The organism is Bacterioplanoides sp., from assembly GCF_965226395.1.
Classification (GTDB): domain Bacteria; phylum Pseudomonadota; class Gammaproteobacteria; order Pseudomonadales; family Oceanobacteraceae; genus Bacterioplanoides.
In genome coordinates this window covers 926,890-949,079 of record NZ_OZ245358.1, presented here as the reverse complement: position 1 = coordinate 949,079, position 22,190 = coordinate 926,890, and the positions used below count along the sequence as shown (strand labels likewise).

Annotated in this window: 15 protein-coding genes; 7 read left to right on the top strand and 8 right to left on the bottom strand. The window is 46.9% G+C overall.

The genetic code is table 11. From position 1 onward, the window contains the following. The first annotated feature begins 192 nt into the window (after positions 1-192). From ACO05E_RS04295 to ACO05E_RS04265, 7 genes are all read left to right on the top strand, one after another. Complete coding sequence (locus tag ACO05E_RS04295; protein WP_419811755.1) at positions 193-825, top strand: c-type cytochrome; 633 nt, start codon at positions 193-195, stop codon at positions 823-825. A 110-nt stretch (positions 826-935) separates the two neighbouring features. Next, complete coding sequence (locus ACO05E_RS04290) at positions 936-4,664, top strand: hydantoinase B/oxoprolinase family protein (RefSeq protein WP_419811754.1); 3,729 nt, start codon at positions 936-938, stop codon at positions 4,662-4,664. Positions 4,665-4,669: 5 nt separating this feature from the next. Further along, positions 4,670-7,330, top strand: a complete 2,661-nt coding sequence (locus ACO05E_RS04285) for a LuxR C-terminal-related transcriptional regulator (protein WP_419811753.1) — start codon at positions 4,670-4,672, stop codon at positions 7,328-7,330. Positions 7,331-7,485: 155 nt separating this feature from the next. Continuing rightward, the gene (locus ACO05E_RS04280; protein ID WP_419811752.1) at positions 7,486-8,670 is read left to right on the top strand and encodes a response regulator; all 1,185 of its coding nucleotides are present in this window, start codon (positions 7,486-7,488) and stop codon (positions 8,668-8,670) included. An 89-nt stretch (positions 8,671-8,759) separates the two neighbouring features. Beyond that, complete coding sequence (locus tag ACO05E_RS04275) at positions 8,760-10,223, top strand: mannose-1-phosphate guanylyltransferase/mannose-6-phosphate isomerase (RefSeq protein WP_419811751.1); 1,464 nt, start codon at positions 8,760-8,762, stop codon at positions 10,221-10,223. 33 nt (positions 10,224-10,256) lie between these two features. Next, complete coding sequence (locus ACO05E_RS04270; RefSeq protein WP_419811750.1) at positions 10,257-11,657, top strand: phosphomannomutase CpsG; 1,401 nt, start codon at positions 10,257-10,259, stop codon at positions 11,655-11,657. A 127-nt stretch (positions 11,658-11,784) separates the two neighbouring features. Continuing rightward, the gene (locus ACO05E_RS04265) at positions 11,785-12,951 is read left to right on the top strand and encodes a nucleotide sugar dehydrogenase (protein ID WP_419811749.1); all 1,167 of its coding nucleotides are present in this window, start codon (positions 11,785-11,787) and stop codon (positions 12,949-12,951) included. Positions 12,952-13,053: 102 nt separating this feature from the next. Here ACO05E_RS04265 and ACO05E_RS04260 read toward each other — a convergent pair whose 3' ends face one another. The 8 genes from ACO05E_RS04260 to ACO05E_RS04225 form a co-directional block, all read right to left on the bottom strand. Continuing rightward, on the bottom strand, positions 13,054-13,869 hold the full coding sequence (locus tag ACO05E_RS04260; RefSeq protein WP_419811748.1) for a class I SAM-dependent methyltransferase: 816 nt from the start codon (positions 13,867-13,869) through the stop codon (positions 13,054-13,056). Positions 13,870-13,940: 71 nt separating this feature from the next. Continuing rightward, positions 13,941-14,918 (bottom strand): LysR substrate-binding domain-containing protein, encoded by a 978-nt coding sequence (locus ACO05E_RS04255; protein ID WP_419811747.1) that lies wholly within the window; start codon positions 14,916-14,918, stop codon positions 13,941-13,943. Between the two features lie 162 nt (positions 14,919-15,080). After that, on the bottom strand, positions 15,081-17,141 hold the full coding sequence (locus tag ACO05E_RS04250; protein ID WP_419811746.1) for a TonB-dependent receptor plug domain-containing protein: 2,061 nt from the start codon (positions 17,139-17,141) through the stop codon (positions 15,081-15,083). Further along, positions 17,138-17,947, bottom strand: a complete 810-nt coding sequence (locus ACO05E_RS04245; protein WP_419811745.1) for a hypothetical protein — start codon at positions 17,945-17,947, stop codon at positions 17,138-17,140. Before ACO05E_RS04245 ends, ACO05E_RS04250 begins: the two co-directional genes overlap by 4 nt. Beyond that, entirely contained in the window at positions 17,934-18,479 is a 546-nt protein-coding gene (locus ACO05E_RS04240; protein ID WP_419811744.1) for a DUF2878 domain-containing protein, read from the bottom strand. The genes ACO05E_RS04245 and ACO05E_RS04240 overlap by 14 nt, the downstream gene beginning before the upstream one ends. Before the next feature lie 23 nt (positions 18,480-18,502). Beyond that, complete coding sequence (locus ACO05E_RS04235) at positions 18,503-19,846, bottom strand: class I SAM-dependent methyltransferase (RefSeq protein ID WP_419811743.1); 1,344 nt, start codon at positions 19,844-19,846, stop codon at positions 18,503-18,505. Beyond that, positions 19,843-20,799, bottom strand: coding sequence for a DUF1365 domain-containing protein (locus ACO05E_RS04230; protein WP_419811742.1), 957 nt, complete (start codon positions 20,797-20,799; stop codon positions 19,843-19,845). The genes ACO05E_RS04235 and ACO05E_RS04230 overlap by 4 nt, the downstream gene beginning before the upstream one ends. Next, positions 20,799-22,163 (bottom strand): NAD(P)/FAD-dependent oxidoreductase, encoded by a 1,365-nt coding sequence (locus ACO05E_RS04225; protein ID WP_419811741.1) that lies wholly within the window; start codon positions 22,161-22,163, stop codon positions 20,799-20,801. Before ACO05E_RS04225 ends, ACO05E_RS04230 begins: the two co-directional genes overlap by 1 nt. Between the last annotated feature and the right edge of the window lie 27 nt (positions 22,164-22,190).

Genomic DNA, 22,190 nt, shown 5'->3' with positions numbered 1-22,190 from the left:
TCTGCTGCATTTTCAAAGTAATAACCCTGTAAAAAATAGGGAAAGGTTGCTTTGTCATTCGTCACAAGATACTTGATGCAGGTCAGGGGACGGTCATTTATCAGCCGAATGGCAATTATTGCCACTTGGCCTTGAGTATCAACATGCGTATTTTCGCCCTTCAAATATTAAATATTGAAAAATGATGCCTGTATGAAGTATTTAATCCGTTCCCTGATCGCAGCAGTGAGCTGTATTGCTCTGCCATCCCATGCTGAGACGGTTGAAAATATGCTGGTTGAAATGACCATGATTCAGAATGATACTGCGAAGATGCAAGTCGCGGTTGAAAGCGGCCGAGAGCGTGGTCAGTTATGTTTTCGTTGTCATGGCGATGATGGCAATTCCAAGCGTGATTATATTCCGAATCTGGCCAGCCAGAATGCTTTGTATCTGTTTTCTCAGTTTGAACATTTTGCCGATGGCACGCGTAAAGACTACGTGATGAGTAAGCTGGCAGGTCATCTTACAAAAGAAGACCGCATCAATATTGCTCTGTATTTTTCCCAGAGTCCGGTAAAAAAACGCCAGCAGCCAGTCGAAAGCAATGCCAAAGGCGAGCAGATTTATCGCTCCATGTGTTTTGCTTGTCATGGTGATGACGGTCATGGCAATCAGCAATACCCTCGGATTGCCGGGCAGCCATATGAATATCTGGAAAGCACGTTGATGAAATTCCTGAGCAATGACCCGGAGCGACAAAACTCCCCGATGTCTTCCGTAATTCAGAATATGAATGCTCAGCAGATGAAAGACGTTGCGGCGTATGTCGCACATATGCCATAGCAGCCTCCTGCGATCTTTGATTAAGGCTCGGTTCCATAAAGGTTCAGGGCCTTTTTTTTATTCTGTTAGAATGCCCGCGTTTTCTTTTTTGCGGATCACAGGCGTTCTTCATGGCTGATAACAGACACTCTCTCTGGCAATTCTGGGTTGATCGTGGCGGTACCTTTACCGATATTGTGGCCCGCCGCCCGGATGGTGAATTATTAAGCCGTAAGCTGTTATCCGAAAATCCACAGCATTATCAGGATGCCGCTGTTGAAGGGATTCGTCGTATTCGTGCTGAATTTCCTCAATTTCCCGAAGACGGTAGTGGCCAGATAGAATCGGTAAAAATGGGCACCACGGTGGCAACCAATGCCTTGTTGGAGCGTAAAGGTGAAGACACCTGTTTGTTAATCAGCCACGGCCTGCGCGATCAGCTGGAAATTGGTTATCAGACCCGGCCGGATATTTTTGCCATTTATATCGATCAGCCAGAGCTGCTTTATCGTTGTGTATATGAGGCACCGGAGCGGGTGTTGGCCGATGGCACGGTGGATATGCCATTGGACGAAGAAGGGGTGCAGATTATTCTGCGTGAAGCCCGTGAGCAGGGTTTCACCTCGCTGGCAGTGGTGTTTATGCATGCCTATAAATATCCACAGCATGAGCAGATGGTCGCCGACATTGCCCGCGACATGGGCTTTACCCAGATTTCGTTATCGCATCAGGTCAGCCCACTGATTAAATTGGTGCCGCGTGGTGATACCACGGTGGCGGATGCCTATTTATCGCCGGTGTTAAAGCGTTATGTGCAACAGGTAAAAAATGGACTGCCGGTTTCCGCAGACGGTAAACCAACCGAGCTGCAATTTATGCAATCCAATGGTGGTTTAACCGATGCTGATGTTTTTCATGGTAAAGATGCAGTGTTATCCGGCCCGGCCGGTGGTGTGGTGGGTATGGTACGCACCGCTGAGCAAGATGGCTTTAACCAGATTATTGGTTTTGATATGGGCGGCACCTCCACTGATGTCAGTCATTATGCAGGTGAACTGGAGCGTGAAACCGAAACACAAGTAACCGGTATCCGCTTGCGGGTGCCAATGATGAATATTCATACGGTAGCCGCCGGTGGTGGCTCAATTGTGAAATTCGAAGACGGGCGTTTTCAGGTTGGGCCAGAATCAGCCGGTGCCTTCCCCGGACCTGCTTGTTATCGCAATGGTGGGCCATTAACCGTCACCGACTGCAATGTTTTACTTGGAAAAATTCAGCCGCAACATTTTCCTCATGTGTTTGGTGCACAACAAAACGAGCCGCTGGATAAACACATTGTTGAACAAAAATTTCAACAATTAGCACAAGAAATTAAAGCCTTTAATTGTGAGTCGTTTAGTGGTGAATCGTTTAGTGGTGAGACATTATCACCACAACAAATCGCCGAAGGGTTTTTAACCATTGCCGTGGATAACATGGCCAATGCGGTAAAAAAAATATCGGTGCAACGCGGTTATGATATTCAGAATTACGCACTTAATGCCTTTGGTGGTGCCGGTGCGCAACATGCCTGTTTAGTAGCCGATGCGTTAGGCATGGAACAGGTGTATCTGCATCCGCTGGCTGGGGTGTTATCAGCCTACGGTATTGGTCTGGCAGAGCAGCGTTGGTTAGGTGAAGAGGCGGTGGAAAAGTCGCTGGAAGACAATACCGCATTAGAAATCGCTGAGCAGGCATTTAAGCAATTATCGCAACAAAGTGAATTACTGCTATCCGGAACTGCACTGTGCGGAACCATACAGCAACGTCGAGCTTATTGTCGTTATATCGGATCGGATACCCATTTATTGGTAGCATTTTCTGATGCATCCACCATGCGTGCGGAGTTTGAACAACAGCACCAGCAATTATTTGGTTTTATTTATCAGGATAAAGAGTTATTACTCGATGCGGTACAACTGGAAGTGGTATCCGGTGGTTATCAACCAGAGGCATTAACGCTGCCTGACATTTATCCTGAGTGTACAGAAACTGGCGAATTATTTTCTGCTGGTAAAACCCATCAGGTTAACGTGTACGCTCGTGACCAATTACCAGCGGGTTTTACTCTGGCTGGCCCGGCATTATTAACCGATGCCAACAGCACCATTGTGATTGAACCAGACTGGCAGCTGGAAGTATTAAACAGCGGCGCGTTAGTCATTAAAAAAGATTCTAAAAAATCTTTGCCAAAAAGTGCGCTGACGTCAGAGTCTGAAAGCATTAAAAACGACTCTGTTAAAAACGATCCGGTTCGGTTGGAAATATTTAATAATATTTTTATGTCAGCGGCTGAGCAGATGGGCTTTGTGCTGGAAAAAACCGCTTCCAGTGTGAACATTAAAGAACGGCTTGATTTTTCCTGCGCCATTTTTGATCAGCAGGGCGAGTTGGTGGCCAACGCACCACATATTCCGGTGCACTTAGGCTCCATGAGTGAAAGCATTAAAGTGGTGATTAACGACCACCCGGATATGCAACCCGGCGATGCCTTTGTATTAAATACGCCGTATAACGGTGGCACACATTTGCCCGATGTCACTGTGGTGAAACCAGTATTTATTCAGCAGAACTCGATAAACGAAAAACCGGATTTTTATGTCGCCGCCCGGGGTCATCATGCCGATATTGGTGGCATTACACCGGGTTCAATGCCAGCGAACAGTACCCATATCGAGCAGGAAGGGGTATTGCTCGATAATCTGGTGTTAATGCGTCAGGGTGAATTTCAGACACAAGCCATTATTGATGTCTTAACCCAAACAAAATACCCGGCGCGTAATCCACAGCAGAATATTGCTGATTTAACCGCTCAGTTAGCGGCGTGTGAAAAAGGTGCCAGTGAATTACAACGGGTGTGTGATGAATACGGATTACCCACGGTTGCAGCGTATATGCAATATGTCCAGGATAATGCGGAACAAACCCTGCGCGCTTGTTTAAGCAAATTACCGGGGGGCGAATTTACTTATCGGATGGATGATGGCACTCAGTTTCAGGTAAACATTGCTGTAGACCAGGCAGCTAAAACAGCGGTGATTGACTTTACCGGAACGGGTTACCGTGCTGATCAGTTAATGCATCCGGGCAATTTTAATGCACCCACCTCTGTGGTGTATGCCGCGGTGTTGTACAGCTTCCGCGCCTTGGTGAATAAAGCCATGCCGTTAAATGCCGGATTCTTTAAACCGTTAACCATTAAAGTGCCACCACAATCCATTATTGCACCGGTTTATCCAGCAGCGGTGGTATCGGGGAATGTGGAAACCGCGCAGTACCTCACCGATTGTCTGATGGGCGCGCTGGGTTTGATGGCGGGTTGTCAGGGCACCAATAATAATTTCACTTTTGGTGATGACACGCATCAGTATTATGAAACCTTATGTGGTGGTGTGGGTGCCAGCCAACAAGGTGCCGGTGCCAGCGGTGTGCACAGTCATATGACCAATTCACGGTTAACCGATCCGGAAATTCTGGAGCAGCGCTTTCCGGTGATGTTAGAGCATTTTCATTTGCGGGCTTTGTCTGGTGGTGAAGGGCAATATCCGGGGGGGCAGGGTGTTGAGCGCCATATTCGCTTTTTAAAACCGATGCGGGCCAATATGATTAGTGGTCATCGCCAGCAGCCGACGTTTGGTTTACACGGTGGCGGCCAGGGGCAGGTAGGTTTTAACTTTGTGAAGCGTCATGCTGGCAAATTGGAGAGACTCGCCGGTTGTGCCGATGTTGAACTACAAGCCGGTGATGTATTCTGTGTTCATACCCCAGGTGGTGGCGGTTATGGTGGTGATATTAAAAAAATTAAAACAGGTTTAGCATAACGACCATGGATCTATCCCAGAGTGACCAGTCGATTCCAAAGGATCTGCAGCAAGAACAGTTGAAAGAGCAGCAAAAAGAGCTGCAACAGCGTGCCCGGCGAGCACTGATTCAGAATAAGGGAAAACGCCCGGTATTTGCTGCTCATTTCTTATCGCGCTCTTTTTTAATTGAGCAGGCATTCCAGCAACAAGACATTGTCTGGCTGAATTGCGCCGCTGGTTATGGCAAAACCTTATTAATGGCTGAGTACTTAATGGCCGGGCACTGTGAGCAGCAGGTCGATGTTGCCTGGTTTCGCTGTGATGATCGCGATGCATCCGCAGACGATTTTATTCAGCACTTGTTGGAAGTGTGTGAATCACAGATTTCCGGGATTGCCAGTCTGGCCCTGTCACACTGGCAAATGTCGTTGAGCCAACACAGTGCCGATGCTGATCAGACGTTATTATTGTGGCTGGAAGAATTAGCCCGGTTAAACCGGCCATTACTTATCTGTCTGGATGATATCCACCTGCTACAAAATGACGCTGTACAAGGTTTGTTAGGACGCTTGTTATCTGAGCGTCCGGAGAATGTAAAACTATTGTTAGCGGGTCGTTATTTACCATCATTATCCGGGCGTGTCCGTCTGCAGCAGAATATTGCCTGGCTCAATAGCCAACAACTGACCTTTAGTGATGATCAGGTGCAACGCTTTCTGATGCACAATGGCATTGATCAGGCTGGCCGGTTGGTGCCGTCAATCAATACTCGGCTGCAAGGCTGGCCGGCGGGGCTCAGTTTATGGCTGGCTTGTTATCGGGCATTGGGCAAACCGGCTGAACCACCGGCGTTGCTGGCGCAGTTGGAAATGAGTGATTATTTGCAGGGCGAAACACTGCATGCTCTGACACCGGAGTTGCAGCAGTTTATTCAGCAGGCAGCGGTATTGGGTCAGTTTAACGAAAGCCTGTTGCAATATTGCCTCGCTGAACTGGATACCCATGCCTTGTTGCAGCAGGCACTGGCGCAAAATCTTTTTATCGAAGCGGTTCATGGCAAACCCGGCTGGTATCGGTTACACCCGGTAATGGCCGATTTATTACGCCAGCGTTTAGCACCACAACAGCGCCAGCGCCTCAACAGCCAGGCGTACGATTTATTAAAAGATAGCAACGAACGGATCGCGGCGTTATACCACGCCAAAGAAGCCGGTTTATCGGAGCAGGTTATTCCCTGGGTTGAAGAGCAGGCGGAATATTTTATTGGCGACATGGATATTGCCGCCATGCTGGAGTGGCTGGAAGGGGTCGGCGATACGCTATTACGGCGTTCGTCACGACTGATGCTGGTGGCCGCCTGGACCTGGCTATTTACTCAGCAGCGTGACAAGGCATTGCCGTTAATGGACGAGCTGATAGCGGATCATGCCTTGCCTGATTACGATTGTGCGGCGTTGCGGGGTTATCTGGCGCGCTTGGATGGCAATCTGAAATACGCCGAAGAGCAGTGTAAATTTGCTCTGGAGCACCTGCCACCAGAGCGTTTTACCGTCCGTATTCTGATGAGTACCACTTTATCTTTGTCGTGTTTAGTGAATAACGATATCGATGGTGCCCGCATCTGGAACCGCTTTGCTCAGGATTTATCGCGCCAGTATCAGGTGCCGGTGCTGGAAGCTCAGGTGTTGTTTGATTATGGTCGAATCGAGTTAAACCGTGGTCATATTCAATGCAGTCTGGATGTGGTGGATCAGGGACTGACGTTATTAACCGACAATCATAATAACGGCATCTCACTCGGACGATTATTGTCGTATAAAGCGTTTCTGAACTGGTTATTAGGCAATAACCGCGCTGAACTGGTGGATATGATGCAGCAGGCGATTGCTGCCAGTACCCGTTGCCATGACAGTGCCGTGTGTTATGGCTATGGTTTTCTGGCGATGGCCAAAGCCGAAATGAGCCATTTTGATCAGGCATTGGAGTTATTGGATCAGGCCGAGCGCCTGATGCAACGTTGGCAGGTAGGCGTCAGCAATTATCAATGGCTGGATGTGATTAAAGCTAACGTCTGGATTTCTCAGGGTAAGCTGGCCAGAGCTCAACGCCATTTGGATGAATTTACCAACCTGCATCCCAATAGTGCGCAGCTACGGCCAGAAATGTTCCCGATGTTACCCGGCTTTATTGTGGCAACCCGGTTGCGTCTGCATTTAAAAGCGAATCGTCCGCAGCAATGTATCAGCGAGGCTGACCAATGGTTGCGTACTACCAATCAGAATCTGATGTCGATTGTAGTGATGATGTTTCGTGCTGCGGCTTTGCGCTCAGAAAAACCGCAGGAAGGAGAAGCTCAATTGCGCCAGTTGCAGCAGATTCTTGATCGCGAAGGGGTACGAATGGACTTCCACCACTGGATTCCGAATTTACTGGCCAGTGATACACCCACTCTCGCTCCGGCAGGAAGTGGGGGCAATGCGATGGCTGAATTTACTGCGCTCAGCGAGCGGGAACTGGAAGTGCTGCGCAAAATTGATCAGGGCTTATCGAATCAGGAAATTGCCGATCTGTTGTTTATTTCGTTACATACGGTAAAGACCCACGCCCGCAAAATTAACGTTAAGCTGGGTGCTAAAAGCCGAACTCAGGCTTTGCATCGGGCAAAAGAACTACTGCTCATCTGATGGGCCTTCTATCACTCTTTTTTATAACTCCTGCAAATATAAAAAAGCCTGTTGATAGCAGTTAATTTAAAAAAGATCAGAATCGCTGTCTGGGTTGGCAAAGCCCGTTGGAGTTGACTAAATATAATAACTAATCAGTTATTAAGAGGTCACGAATGGCTTATCAGGTACTGTTGATCGGAATGACGGATTGCCAGCAAATTGAGCAGCAAATTGGTTCTGCCTATGCACTGTTTCGTATTGATGGCTTAGAGGATCTTCCGCCAGATCCACAGGAATTTCATGTGGTGATCATTAATGCTGCCAGCATGGGGATGAGTCATGCGATACAGCATTGTCAGGCGTTGAAACAGCAAAGTACTTATCTGGATTGCCCGGTGATTGTTTTGGCGGATCGGGGCGAATTAACCGATCGAATGGATGCGTTGGATGCTGGCTTCGATGACTTTATCTGCCGTGACTCTATTTGGGAATTAAAAGCCCGGGTTGAGCGGGTGATCTTTAATCAGCTGGCGAACGCACAGCTAAAAACGCAGCTGCAACAAGCTAATGAAATGGCGTTTATCGCAATGTCCGGAACCTCCGATCTGGGGGTGAATATTCAGTTTTTATTGGATGCCAATACGTGTAGCAATCTTGATGAACTGGGTATGCGTTTGTTTAAAGCACTGCAGAGTTATGGCTTGAGCTGTAGTTTACAAATGCGCAGTGAGCACGGTGTAAAAAACATGGAAGCGAACGGCATGGCCAAAGCCATGGAGTCGGTTCTGCTGGATGAATGTAAAGAGCAGGGCCGCTATGTGGATTTTGGTCATCGCTCCATCATGAATTATGAAAATGTCTCCTTGTTAGTTAAAAATATGCCAGTGGATGATCCGAATAAATATGGTGCCATCAAAGATAATGTCTTCTCATTATTACAGGGCACACATGCCAGAATGGCGGCGCTGGATAATCAGAAAAACCTTGAGTTAGAGGGCACACTGGTCAAACAAATGACCACGCAGATGAATGCACTGATGGGCCATGTGGATCATTCTTATCAGGAAGTGATGCGCAAAATTGCCGACGTTGTTGAAACCATGGCCGAAGGCATGGAAAACAGCGTGCACTTTTTAGGTCTGGATGAAAATCAGGAACAAGAAATACAGAAAATTATGGAAACCGGCATTCTTGATACCAACAAAACCTTTAATGAGGGGATGAAGCTGGATCGTAACGTAAAAGCCTTCTTTAACCGGGTGAATCAGGTCTTCAGTGATGGTCATATAGATGCCGCAGTTTTGCACCAGCTGCTGGAAAGTATGCCGGTTGAGGATCAGAAAATTAGCGAAGTTTGATGAACTAGCCACGATTTTTATATCTAATACATAAATTGCCAGCGCTATTTAATGTAACCCGACTGAAGGTCAAGAGTTCAAGGCTTTTTATGATTATCCCCGTTATCATGGCCGGTGGCTCCGGCACGCGTTTATGGCCGATGTCACGTACGGCGTTTCCCAAACAATTTCTATCCCTTGGCAACAATCTGACCATGCTGCAGCAAACGGCTGCTCGTCTAGAGGGTTTGAATGCTGGCCAACCGATTGTAATTACCAACGAAGAGCATCGCTTTCTGGTGGCCGAACAAATGCGCCAGCAAGAGGCAGATGTCGATATCCTGCTGGAGCCGGTGGGCCGTAATACAGCACCAGCAATCGCTTTAGCCGCTTTTCAGTTACTCAAAGTCAGACCGGAAGAGCCTCCTGTGATGTTGGTTCTGGCTTCTGATCATGTGATCCAGGACAGTGATGCTTTTCAGGAGTCTGTACTGAGGCTGTTACCCGAGGTGGAAGCGGGTAAATTCGGAACCTTAGGAATTTTACCCACAGAGGCTGCTACTGGTTATGGCTATATTCAGGTTGGTGAGCAGCTGACACCCGGTATAGCGGCCGTGAATGCCTTTGTTGAAAAACCTGATCAGGCAACAGCACAGCGTTATCTTGATGAGGAAACAGCCCTGAATGCAGAGCAAGGCTCACATAAATGGTTGTGGAATAGCGGTATGTTTATGATCCGTGCGGATCGTTATCTGGAAGAACTGAAAGAATACCGCCCGGATATTTATCGCTGCTGTGAGCAGGCCATGACTGAGACGACTCAGGATCTGGACTTTATCCGTATCAATAGTAAAGCGTTTGCAAGCTGCCCCGAGGAATCGATCGATTATGCGGTGATGGAGCCACTGTCTGCTTCAGGTCATGTTGTAGTGACCTCACTTGATGCGGGCTGGAGCGATGTGGGCAGCTGGTCAGCTTTATGGGATATTGCCCATAAGTGCCATGACGGTAATGCCTTATTGGGTAAAGATGTTCATCGACACAGTATCTTAAAAGATACTACCAACAGCTTTATTTTTTCAGAAAACCGGCTGGTGACCACGCTCGGAATTGATAATCTTGTGATTGTTGATACACCAGACGCTGTTTTAATTGCGGATAAAGACAAGGTACAGAATGTTAAAGAAATTGTTGCTGAGATCAAACAGCAGGGCCGGGATGAGCATCATAATCATCGCGAAGCCTACCGCCCCTGGGGTAAATATGACTCCATTGCCAGCGGTAAACGTTATCAGGTTAAACGTATTACCGTAAAACCGGGCGCTAAATTATCGGTTCAGATGCATCATCACAGGGCGGAACACTGGATTGTGGTATCCGGCACTGCCAGCGTCACCAATGGCGAAGAGACCTACTTAGTCAGTGAAAACGAATCCACTTATATTCCGATTGGTCAGTTACACGCACTGGAAAATCCAGGGGTTATTCCTTTAGAAATGATTGAAGTGCAATCGGGAGGCTATCTCGGTGAAGACGATATTGTGCGTCTCAAAGATAAATATGGTCGTGTCTGACACGAATACAAAACGTGGATAAAAGCATTTGATATGAATGAAAACAAAAGCAATCAATTCAAGTCACTCACTTGCTTTAAGGCCTATGATATTCGTGGTCGCTTAGGTGACGAATTAAATACCGAAATCGCCTACCGGATTGGGCGCGCTTATGCCGAGTTTCTTAATGCTAAAAAAGTGGTGGTTGGTGGTGATGTACGTGCAACCAGTGACACGCTGAAACAGGCACTGGCACGTGGTATGACAGATGCTGGTTGCCATGTGATTGATCTGGGGATGACCGGTACTGAGCAGGTGTATTTCGCCGCCTTCCATCTCGATGTTGATGGTGGTATTGAAGTAACCGCCAGCCATAATCCCATTGATTTTAATGGTATGAAGCTGGTGCGTCGTGGTGCTCAGCCCATTAGTGGTGATACCGGGCTAAAGGAAATTCAAAACCTGGCAGAATCGGGTGACTTTAACGAGGTCAGTGATAAGGGTTCTGTTACATCTCTTAGTCTGATGGAGGCTTATGTTGAGCATTTATTGGGTTACATTGATCCGAGCAATTTAAAGCCACTCAAACTGGTTGTAAATGCAGGTAATGGCTCAGCCGGGCCAAGCATTGATGCCATTGAACAGGCTTTGAATCAGCGCGATGTGCCGCTTGAGTTTATTAAAGTGCATCATAATCCGGATGCTGGATTTCCTCATGGTATTCCGAATCCTCTGCTGCCGGAAAACCGCTCTGCAACTGCGGAGGCTGTCATTCAGCATCAAGCCGATATGGGGATTGCCTGGGACGGAGATTTTGATCGTTGCTTTTTGTTTGATGAGAATGGCGATTTTATTGAAGGTTATTACATCGTTGGCCTGTTGTCGGAAGCGTTTTTACGCAAACACCCGGGTGAAAAAGTTATCCATGATCCGCGTTTAACCTGGAACACCATTGACATGGTTGAACGTAGTGGTGGTGTTGCTATCCAGAGTAAAACTGGCCATGCATTTATCAAAGAGCGAATGCGTTCAGAAAATGCCGTGTATGGTGGTGAGATGAGTGCTCATCATTATTTTCGTGATTTTGCCTACTGCGACAGCGGTATGATTCCCTGGCTACTGGTGGCTGAACTCTTATGTGTGCAGGGTAAAACACTGTCTCAGCTGGTTGGGGAGCGGATGAAGGCTTTCCCGTGCAGCGGCGAAATCAATTACCGGGTTGCTGATGTACCTGCGGTACTTGGAGCGGTTCAGCGTTATTTTGCCGATCAGAGCCCAAGGCTGGATACAACCGATGGCTTAAGTCTGGAATTACCAGAGTGGCGAATGAATATTCGTGCCTCCAATACGGAGCCCTTACTGCGGCTTAATATTGAAACCCGGGGGAATCCAACCTTGCTTGAAGTGTTAATGACCGAAGTTGAAGGAATTATTGCCGCAACCAACAGCAAATAGCCCTGTTTTAAGGATGATCTCTGTCAGCTGAATATGCTATCTTTGGCTCAGATTTAGGTGTAATGACCATTGTTGCATGTAAATTGTTTTTTATGACACACAGGCATAGACAACAGAGAGTAGCAGAATGAAAATTGCCGTCGCAGGGACCGGGTATGTTGGTTTATCCAACGCGATGTTATTAGCCCAACACAATGATGTGATCGCTCTGGATATTGATGAGCGTAAAGTTGCCTTATTAAACGATCGGATCTCTCCGATTGTGGATAAAGAAATCGAAGAGTTCCTGGCTCGTGATGATCTGTCATTCAGCGCAACGCTGGATAAAGATGCTGCTTATGCCGGAGCCGACTTCGTTATTATTGCCACACCAACTGATTACGATGTTGAAACCAATTACTTTAATACAAACAGTGTTGAAGCGGTGATTCGTGATGTAATGGCCACTAATCCAGATGCAGTGATGGTGATTAAATCAACGATTCCGGTTGGTTTTACCCAGCGAATCCAGCAAGAAACCGGCAGTGAAAATATTATCTTCTCTCCCGAATTCCTGCGTGAAGGCAAAGCACTGTACGATAACCTGTATCCATCGCGGATTATTGTTGGCGAAGACAGTGAACGTGCTCGTCAGTTTGCCGGTTTGCTCGCTCAGGGAGCTCAGAAAGAAGATATTGCTCAGCTGTTTGTGGATTCAACGGAAGCGGAAGCCGTCAAACTGTTTTCCAATACCTACCTGGCCATGCGGGTTGCTTATTTTAATGAGCTGGACAGTTATGCCGAAGTACATGGTCTGAACACTCGCCAGATTATTGAAGGTGTGGGCCTGGATCCTCGTATTGGCGATCACTACAACAACCCATCGTTTGGCTATGGCGGCTATTGTTTGCCAAAAGACACCAAGCAATTGCTGGCTAACTTCCAGCAGGTGCCAAGTAATATGGTACGGGCGATTGTGGATGCCAATACCACCCGTAAAGATTTTGTTGCGGACTCAATTATTGCCCGTAATCCAAAAGTGGTGGGTGTTTATCGTCTGGTGATGAAATCCGGCTCGGACAATTTCCGGGCATCGGCTATTCAGGGCATTATGAAGCGCATCAAAGCCAAAGGCATTGAGGTTGTGATCTATGAACCAACGATGGAAGGCGACGAGTTTTTCCGTTCTCGTGTGGAGAGTGATCTGCTGAAATTTAAGCAGGAGTCCGATGTGATTATTGCCAACCGCATGTCGGATGAACTGGAAGATGTTGCCGAGAAAATTTACACCCGGGATTTATTTGGCAGCGACTGAAAATTCTAAAAACTATAATCCATAAAAATATGCCGGACTGTTGACTGATCGCTTATTAACGATACAGCAGACCGGCATATTTGATATCCGAAGCTGATAAGATTAAGGCTTAATAAACTTCAGCGTCATACGATCACTTTCACCAATCGCAAGATACTTCTCTTTATCCACATCGCCTAATCGTAAAGACGGCGGCAGTGTCCAAACACCTTTAGGGTGATTCTTCGTGTCCTTGGCATTGGCGTTTACTTCTGAGCTTGCCAGCAATTCAAACCCGGCTTTTTTTGCCAGTTCTTTTACATAGGCTTCACTGACATAACCGGACTGAACCATTTTGTCGTAAGAAAATGAATCGGGAGCCCGGTGTTCAACCACACCAAGGATACCGCCACTTTTTAATGCTTTAAATGCCGCATTAAAGACTGCTTGTTCTTGTTGATTACGCATCCAGTTATGCACATTACGAAACGTAAGTACTTTATCCGCGCTGCTATCTTCGGCCATTTTCAGGTGTTTTGGCGGCTCCAGATGAGTGATCTGAATATTGCCATATTGCTCAGGTTTGCTGAGAAAGTTGCTTTCAAACTCGCTGCGTAAACGGCGGAAGTAACCCACTTTGGAATCTGTTGGCCAGTGAGCAGCAATTAATTGGCCATTATCTTTTAATAAAGGAGCCAGAATCTGGCTGTACCAGCCGCCACCGGGCCAGATTTCGACCACGGTATCGCTGGGTTTAATTTCGAAAAAGGCCAGAGTTTCTGCCGGATGACGAAACTGATCGCGCTGACGTTGTTGTTCACTGCGGTGGCTTTGGTCACCAATGTTCAGCGGCTTTTGAACAAGGTTTGTGCCAGAGTCTTGCGCTTGGCTATTGCCGGATATCAGTAGTGCAGCGGCCAGTAGATGTATCAGTTTCATTGCTCTATTCCTTAGTCGTTCCGTTGCTTACTCGGTGTTAGTGCTTTCACATTATTAGTGCTCTCAGGGTGTTACTGCAGGGGCATACTTTCCAGTTCGGTTTGTGATAAACAACGGCCTGCTTCACCCAGTTCCACTTCCCAGGGTGGGTTCGGTCGCACACTCTCAATCACAAAATCAACAAAGCTACGCACTTTGGCTGATAAGTGACGATTGCTAGGGTATAGCGCGTGGATCGGGCTATTTTCAAACGGCCAGTCACACAATACAGGTACCAGATTGGTGGCACGAATGGCTGAAGCAGAAATTAACATCGGCAGAGGGGCAATGCCCACTCCGGATAACGCCAGGGTGTACAGGCTGGCAAAATCGTTGACCTGTAACCGTGGTTTTACCTGAATAGTGGTTTCTTTTTCGTCCGGGCCAACCAAGCTCCAGCTGTTCCACTCCGGGGTGGATAACAGCGTGTGTTCACTTAAGTCTTGTGGATGGTTTGGGCTGCCATGGCGCTTCAGGTATTCCGGGCTGGCACATAACATGGCATGAACATCACCCAGATGACGGCCAATCAGAGACGAGTCTTCCAGCTGGCCAATGCGGAATGCGATATCGATACCTTCCTGTACCAGATCGAGTTTTTGATCGGATAACACCATATCAATCGAGACTTGTGGGTGTTGTTCCATATAGTCGGCAACCAGGCTGCTTAATACGGTCGAGCCGAATAAAACCGGAGCGGTAATCCGTAAGGTGCCGGTCGGGGTGCTTTGCATCTGGGTAACAGCAATATTGGCTTCTTCGATCTCACTAAGGATACGGGCACAATGATTGTAATAAGCGTTGCCGGTATCGGTCAGACGTAAACTACGTGTCGTACGCTGAATTAAACGAATGCCCAAACGCTCTTCAAGCTGGGTGATCTTACGGCTGACGGTCGATTTTGGAAGTCCCAGATTTTTGGCAGCACCAGTAAAGCTGCCTGCTTCCACAACGTGAACAAAAATAGCCATTTCGTTCAGATCGAACTCTTCGCGTTTCCCGATCAGCATAACTTAGTCTCCGGCTTGTACTTCACAACATGATTTCCATAGTATGGGGTTTATTTCATAAAAATAAAGTTTTTGGAACAATTAGAGGGTGTAGTCGATTATTGATCCAAAATATGTTGCTTGTCATTATTAAACATACTAATTGTGGAATAATCAGCTAAATCAAAGCCTTGCTTTAATACCAAACGAAACAATGGTGGGCAGATCGGTGACTTCCTCGCGATTACTGTAGTCCGCTCCCTCATACTCATAATCTACGACATTACTTCGGCCATAAAGGTTCAGTATTTCGGCATAAAAATCCATTTCCCAACGTTGGAAGATAAAGGTACGGTCGGCGCGTACATCCAGCTTGTGGTAAGCCGGTAACCGTTCGGAATTCAGGTTGCCATAGATGGGGTTGTATAACGCCGGGTTATCTTCATCCTGCACAGCCCCTTCCAGTGGGGTAACCAACTGGCCACTCTGAAAGCGCCACTTAAAACCAATTTGCCAATCGCGGTTATATTGATAATTGGCAACGGCATTCACCACCACAGGTTGATCGTAGTTGTAGCGAAACCGCTCTCCGGTTAGCTGATCCTTGCGCTCGGTCCGTGAATACGCCAGCGACAGCCAGCCGTACCATTGATCGGTCAGATTTTTATTAACAAACAATTCCGCCCCCCAGGCCTTACCATTGGCATCGTTGGTATAACGCGGCAGGCTATTGTATTGCTCGACGCTCAGGTCACTGTAGAGTGGATCTTGCGGTGGGCGGCCAATAATGATGTCTTCCAGGGTTTTGTAATACAGCTCGACTTTCCAGAACAACTCACCCAGCACAAAATCATCCGACAGCGACTGTTCCAACCCGATTTCGTAATGATCTGCGGTGGGTTGTTTTAACTCCGGATTACCAAACTCTGGTGTGTAGGAACCAAAATTGTCTGGCAGGATATGGTATTGCCCATAGCCGGAAGTGAACGCCCAGTTGCGATGGAATTCCCAGCGACTGTTCAGTTTAGGCTCAACAAAATCCTGATCAGTGTAGTCGTCGGTGGATACCAAGACGCCGGGGATCAGAGTCCAGGCCGGCGTGACTGACCACACATCCGCCAGATTGGCGTACCAGGTTCTGACAATGGGTTTGCCTGAGCCAGTGATGGTTTCGGTACCATCCACAATGCGACAGTCCGGTTCAAACTCATCACACGGTGGAGCATCAAACCGACCTTTATAGCCGATATGCGCTTCGTCATATTCCAGCCCCCATTGCAGTTCATGGTGCGGGTGAATGGGGCAGCTGAATTGTGAACGCAGATTATAAGAGTTCACTTTGACGTCGATGCGATTATTAAAGCCAATGCCAAAAGCGAATTTCTCTTCCAGTTGTGAAATGCCCAGGGTATGACTCAGGCCGGAAGCATAAAATTTATCCCAGACAATCCCCTGACTGTTAAAGAAGGCTTCAAACCGCAGCCCACCTTCCAGCCCCGGGTCTTGTAGCACCTGATCGGAATCGTCGGCGAACAGTAATCCGCCTTTATCTCTGGCGCCGATAATCTGGGCGCTAACGGTTTCAGTATCACTGATACGCCAACTGTATTTGCCCTGATAATCGTAAAACTCCGGTACCGTGGTAAATTCAAAGTCTTCGTCATCGAGAAAATTTTCGATGTAATACTGAAACAAACTCTGACGGGCTGATAAATAAAAAGCCTGATCATCGGTGACCTGATTTTCGACAAAAATCCCGGCCTTTAATAGGCTGAGATCCACTACCAGCTGATCGCGATCCTGATAAGGTAAACGTGAGTCGGCATCAATCACGGCACCGGTGGCATTATTATATTCACTGCCGAACGCGGCGGCTTCTAAGGTAAAACCTTCGACCACGTTATCGTTGAGAATGCTGCTGCTATCGAGATGAAAAATATAACCGACCGGTAAAAAATCGACGATATAGGCGTTATCTTCCGGAGAGGAGCCGCGTACTGCCGGTTCTGAGCGATTGCCGTTGCTAAACACCACGCCCGGTAAACTTTCGATGGCTCTGAGTGGGTCATTACCGGCACCGGGTACTTTTAACAGCTTTTGGCTACTGATACGGTCGTTGGATGTTTGATCGCCCTGAATGCTGACGGTTTCCAAGTCAACGGTTTCGTCACTCTGTCCATAAACAGAGGCTGGTAATACACACAACAGCAGGATGAAACTGGGATAAGTAAAAGGACGCGTCATAGGGTTTCATCGAAATAGCGATAACGAATATCTACTTGCTGGCCTGAACCCTGATCATCCTGAAGATTGCTCAGGCCCCGATAGCGCAGCAGCCGTTTATTACTCAGATCGTAATCCAGTTTAATGGGCGACATCAACCAGGATAATAAGGACGACCGTAACGTCATCTCCAGCTTTAATAAGGTATCTCCGGGTTTAACCACTTTCCTGATTTGTACTTCAAAATTAACGCTGGTTTGCCGGGCTACCGAGGCAAAGCTGAAGGGAATGGCATCACCCGCCAGCAGCGCACCCCAGTGTTTACGAATAAAATCATCAAAGCCCGCGTCAATCACTAGTTCATAATCAAATTCGCTGAGTTGAGTTTCTTCGGTTTTCTGATTTTCTGTCTTCTGGTTTTCCGTCCCTGGGCTTTCCGTCAAAATCAAAATAAGAGTGTTCGTATTTTTCACTGGTTGATTTTTCACTGGTTTGATTTTGGCTTCTTCCCGATAACCCGTACGAAAATCGGTCAGAATAAAATCCGGTTGAGTCGCAGCCGTGCGATACCAGTTTTCTTTATTGGCGATTAATTCTCCCTCGGCCGAATAATAATTCACCTGACGTTGAAGCGGCTTCCCTGCTTGTAATAATAAATGATGTTCTTCACGATAGAGCAGAGTATTTGGGTCATTGAGTGAATATGCATCGCCAATATAGCTGATTTCTGACGATTTCAGGGACGCTGATAAGTTCTGTGCAGCAAGTGCAATAACAGAGCTGCCGGTAAAAAGTAACGCTATCAGCAAACGATTAAAAAGAGCCATCAGCAGCCTCCGTTTTTTGTAATTGCACACACACCGCCAATAACAGCAGCCCCCAGAACAGACTGATTGCAATTAAGGCATTGGTGGTTACGGTGACAGCACCCAGTTGATCCCCCAGGTAATAACTCCAGGGAGCACCTAACGCACCAAATAACACAGCAACCCATGGTTTTTTTAATATCCCTGACATTGAATGACGTACGGTGGAAGCAAACGCCAGCCATAACGCCATTAACCAGAAGGGGATGGTTACACCGCTATCATGCGGAAATATCAGCCATTCAATCTGCATGAGTATGGTATCGAATAAAATTCCTAAGCTGATTAATGGTAAAACCAGGCGGACCTCACTCAATAGTTGGTCTTGTCCCACAATCCAGCTGGCGTGAATAACCACCAGTAGCAACAGTGCCGCTAACGCCCATTGATTGCCACCAACGACACAGGCTAGCCAGCAGAGCTGAAACAGCACCACATTAATAACAGTTTTCAGCCAGTCATTATTTTTTATTGTCTGTTGAATGGGTAACATAGATAGACCTCTGCTCGTTTGCTTTACTCCCCGAGTTTCCCCAGAACTGTATCGCGGCGGTTTAACGGTTTAGCAAACATCAGCTGCACATCTCCAATCACACGTTCGGCAAAACCACCTTCGCAATAAGCAAAGTAGAAATCCCATAAGCGAATAAAGGTGTCGTCGTAACCCAATGCTTTAATGGCATCCTGATTATCGAGAAAACGTTCACGCCATTTGGCTAACGTCATCGCATAGTGTGGCGTAATATCTTCCATATGTGTCATTTTCATATCCGATGCCTGAGTCACGGCTGACTGAATCGCAGTGACACACGGAATAAAACTGCCCGGGAAAATATAGCGCTTAATAAAATCGACTTCGGTTTTGGCCTGTTCGTAACGCTGGTCATCAATAGTAATGGCCTGAATTAATGCAACCCCATCGGCTTTTAATAAGCGGCTGCAGGCCTCAATATAGGTATTCAAAAACTGATAACCCACAGCTTCAATCATTTCAATCGAAACCAGCTTATCGAATTGCCCGGCACGTTCATCTGCTAATAAACGATAGTCTTGTTTTAGCAGGGTAATTTTATCTCCCAGCCCTTCAGCACGAACCTTCTCCTGAGCCCAGGCATATTGTTCTTCGGAGATGGTGGTAGTTGTTACTTTACAGCCGTAATGTTTAGCCGCATGAATGGCCATTGAACCCCAGCCGGTGCCGATCTCAACGAGATGATCCTGTTCATTCAGATCCAGTTTCTGGCAAATACGATCCAGTTTATAAATGGACGCCTGCTCCATTGTGGCATCCGTCGTTGGGAAAATACCGCTGGAATACATCATGGTCGGGTCAAGAAATAATTCGAACATCTCGTTGCCCAAATCATAATGAGCAGCGATATTACGTTTCGAGCCTTTTTCTGTATTTTTATTCAGCTGGTGGAAAAATTGTAACGCGACCTTCCCCACATTGGCCCACCCACCATCAATCTGATCAACCACGTCTTTATTTAAAGCCAGAACCCGGATCACCATAGGCAGGTCGGGGCTGCTCCAGTCATGAGTCATATAGGCTTCACCAGCCCCCACGCTGCCATATAAAGCAATATTCCGATACGCCTCATAATCGTGAATGGTAATGCTGGCATGATAGCGCTGGTTTGTAGGTGAGAGTGGTACAGAGTGAGTTGCGGAGTCTGATTGTTCGAGCTGACCAAAATAAAAGCTCTGCTCCCCTTCAATAATGGTCAGGCTGCCGCTATGCAGCTTTTCCAGTGTGTTAAATAACCCCTGGCGACACAGGCGGTCCAGCCAGTGCATTTTTTTATCGTCTAGCGACGATGATTTTAAGGCCGATGACTTTAAAGCTAATGGTTTCATAACACAGACTCCTTGTTATTCAGAGCAGAGTGGTCAGTTTCAGGATTATTTTTTTGTTTAAACGTCTCAACCGGGTCATTTTCCGGGTGATCATAAAATGGAGATCGTTTTAGCCAGAGCTTCAGGGCATTCCAGTAAATACCCGCAAACACCTTTAACGTCATCAGTGGGTATTGGTACAACACCTTGTTCATGGCTGAGCGGCTGAAGGGTTCAGCCGATAGCCATAGAGTGGCATCAAACTCTCGCTGATAGTGGCCGTTTTCTATCGTCAGGTTATCCATATGAATCAGCAGATCTTTCCCCGGCAATTGCATGATCCAGCGATATTGCATATCCATTGGATTAAAAGGCGATACATGAAAGCTTTTTTCAAAGCGGTAAGCTAACTTAGGTTGCTGTGACGATGGATTCATGATTTTTTCAGCAGCAATAGCCGTTATTTTTCTGAATTTAGTAGCTGGTTCTTTTGTCTCGGCCGAAGCAGCTAACAAGGTATATTGAAAGCGCTCATCCCAGGGGGTATTGGTAATCTCAGCCAGCGTACCCAGCCAGTTATCATGATCATCAAAACAGTAATAAAACGTCACCGGGTTAATCAGATAACCAAAGTAGCGCAGATTGGTTAGCATACGCACCTTCGTTGCACGCAGGCCGGTGTCCTGAAAAAACCGTTCGATAATGGCGTTTTTTAAATCCGCTGCGCTATCTCTATCTATTGGGCTATCTCTATCTACCGGGCTATCTATGGAATTTTTACTGTCGCCAAAATAATCCCGCCGCCGAAATTGCGCCGCTGCCCAGCGTTTGGTCGACCAGAATGGTGAGCGAGTAAATAACTCATCAACTTCATCCAGATCCAGTAATACCATAAAGACCTGATAGGTGAATTGATGTTTCACTTCAGTATGGCGGCGATGGCGCACCTGGCCTTTATAGATTCGGCTATTCATCAGGCCACCTGTTCCTGGCGAACATTAGCATTTTCATTAAGAGTACTATCTGATTGATGATTTTTCAGATTAATACCAAACGATTCACACACCCGTAATGCACTGTTTACTCCATCTTCATGAAAACCATTCAGCCAATATGCACCGCAGAAATGGCTGTGGTGTTTATTATTAATCAATGAATGCTGCTGCTGCGCGGTCATGCCTTCCATAGTGAAAACCGGGTGGGCATATTGGAACGCACGAATAATTTTTTGTGGGTCGATATCGTCGGTTTTGTTCAGAGTGACACAAAAGTGTTCCGGACAGTCATCAAAGTTCTGAAGCCTGTTCATATAATAGGTCACCGCAGCGGTATCACGTTTTTTACCTGACACTTCCGCGTCATCAATATGATAATTCCATGCCGCCCAGGCAGCCTGACGTTTGGGTAATACCGAAGCATCGGTATGTAGTACCACATCGTTCATCTGATAGGGAATGGCGCCGAGCACATTTTGTTCGTCTGCGGTGGCATCTTGTAACATCGCCAGCGCCTGATCGCTATGACAGGAAAAAATCACTTCATCAAACTGCTGAGTCTGAGGCGTGCTGTCTTCTAAAAAAGTAACAATCACCCCACGATCATTACGCACCACGGAAGTGACGGGCGTACTGATATACACGTTTTCTTCAGGCAATAAATCCTGAATCGCCTTTACATAAGTTTGTGAGCCACCACTGATCACCCGCCACTGCGGCCGATCATCAACACTCAGCATGCCGTGGTTATTAAAAAACCGGATAAAGAAATACAGTGGAAAAGACATCATCATCTCTTCACTGGCAGACCACACCGCCGAGCCCATGGGAATAATATAATAACGGCGGAAGTAATCCCCGTAGCCTTTACGGTTGAGATAATGGCCCAGCGTTTCATCACGGCTGATTTCATCAGCCGCTAACTCAGCACGGGTTTCTTTGTTAAAACGCAGAATATCACGCAGCATCAGCCAGAATTTTGGGTTTAACAGGTTACGGCGCTTAGCGAATAACGAATTAAAGTCGTGGCCGTTATATTCCATATCGGTCGTCGGGTGTTTAACACTGAAGCTCATATCCGAGGCTTCACTGGCGACTCCCAGTTGATTCATCAGCTCAATAAAATTGGGATAGGTCCAGTCGTTAAAGACAATAAAACCAGTATTAACCGGGTAGGTCTTTCCGCCAGCAGCAACCGGAGTGGTTTGTGTATGCCCACCTAAATAGTCATTGGCTTCAAACAAGTGAACATCATGCTGCTTATTTAATAAATAAGCACAGGTCAGGCCGGAAATACCGGATCCGATAATGGCAATTTTTTTTCTGGGTTGATCTTGGCTCATAATAAGCTCCGGCTGACGCTTTAGTTA

What these genes read in the sequence shown, in the direction of transcription:
- ACO05E_RS04290 (WP_419811754.1), top strand. Translation starts at nt 936, where the DNA reads ATGGCTGATAACAGACACTCTCTCTGGCAATTCTGGGTTGATCGTGGC.
- ACO05E_RS04260 (WP_419811748.1), bottom strand. Translation starts at nt 13,869, where the DNA reads ATGAAACTGATACATCTACTGGCCGCTGCACTACTGATATCCGGCAAT.
- ACO05E_RS04280 (WP_419811752.1), top strand. Translation starts at nt 7,486, where the DNA reads ATGGCTTATCAGGTACTGTTGATCGGAATGACGGATTGCCAGCAAATT.
- ACO05E_RS04265 (WP_419811749.1), top strand. Translation starts at nt 11,785, where the DNA reads ATGAAAATTGCCGTCGCAGGGACCGGGTATGTTGGTTTATCCAACGCG.
- ACO05E_RS04245 (WP_419811745.1), bottom strand. Translation starts at nt 17,947, where the DNA reads ATGGCTCTTTTTAATCGTTTGCTGATAGCGTTACTTTTTACCGGCAGC.
- ACO05E_RS04225 (WP_419811741.1), bottom strand. Translation starts at nt 22,163, where the DNA reads ATGAGCCAAGATCAACCCAGAAAAAAAATTGCCATTATCGGATCCGGT.
- ACO05E_RS04295 (WP_419811755.1), top strand. Translation starts at nt 193, where the DNA reads ATGAAGTATTTAATCCGTTCCCTGATCGCAGCAGTGAGCTGTATTGCT.
- ACO05E_RS04250 (WP_419811746.1), bottom strand. Translation starts at nt 17,141, where the DNA reads ATGACGCGTCCTTTTACTTATCCCAGTTTCATCCTGCTGTTGTGTGTA.
- ACO05E_RS04240 (WP_419811744.1), bottom strand. Translation starts at nt 18,479, where the DNA reads ATGTTACCCATTCAACAGACAATAAAAAATAATGACTGGCTGAAAACT.
- ACO05E_RS04230 (WP_419811742.1), bottom strand. Translation starts at nt 20,799, where the DNA reads ATGAATAGCCGAATCTATAAAGGCCAGGTGCGCCATCGCCGCCATACT.
- ACO05E_RS04270 (WP_419811750.1), top strand. Translation starts at nt 10,257, where the DNA reads ATGAATGAAAACAAAAGCAATCAATTCAAGTCACTCACTTGCTTTAAG.
- ACO05E_RS04275 (WP_419811751.1), top strand. Translation starts at nt 8,760, where the DNA reads ATGATTATCCCCGTTATCATGGCCGGTGGCTCCGGCACGCGTTTATGG.
- ACO05E_RS04285 (WP_419811753.1), top strand. Translation starts at nt 4,670, where the DNA reads ATGGATCTATCCCAGAGTGACCAGTCGATTCCAAAGGATCTGCAGCAA.
- ACO05E_RS04235 (WP_419811743.1), bottom strand. Translation starts at nt 19,846, where the DNA reads ATGAAACCATTAGCTTTAAAGTCATCGGCCTTAAAATCATCGTCGCTA.
- ACO05E_RS04255 (WP_419811747.1), bottom strand. Translation starts at nt 14,918, where the DNA reads ATGCTGATCGGGAAACGCGAAGAGTTCGATCTGAACGAAATGGCTATT.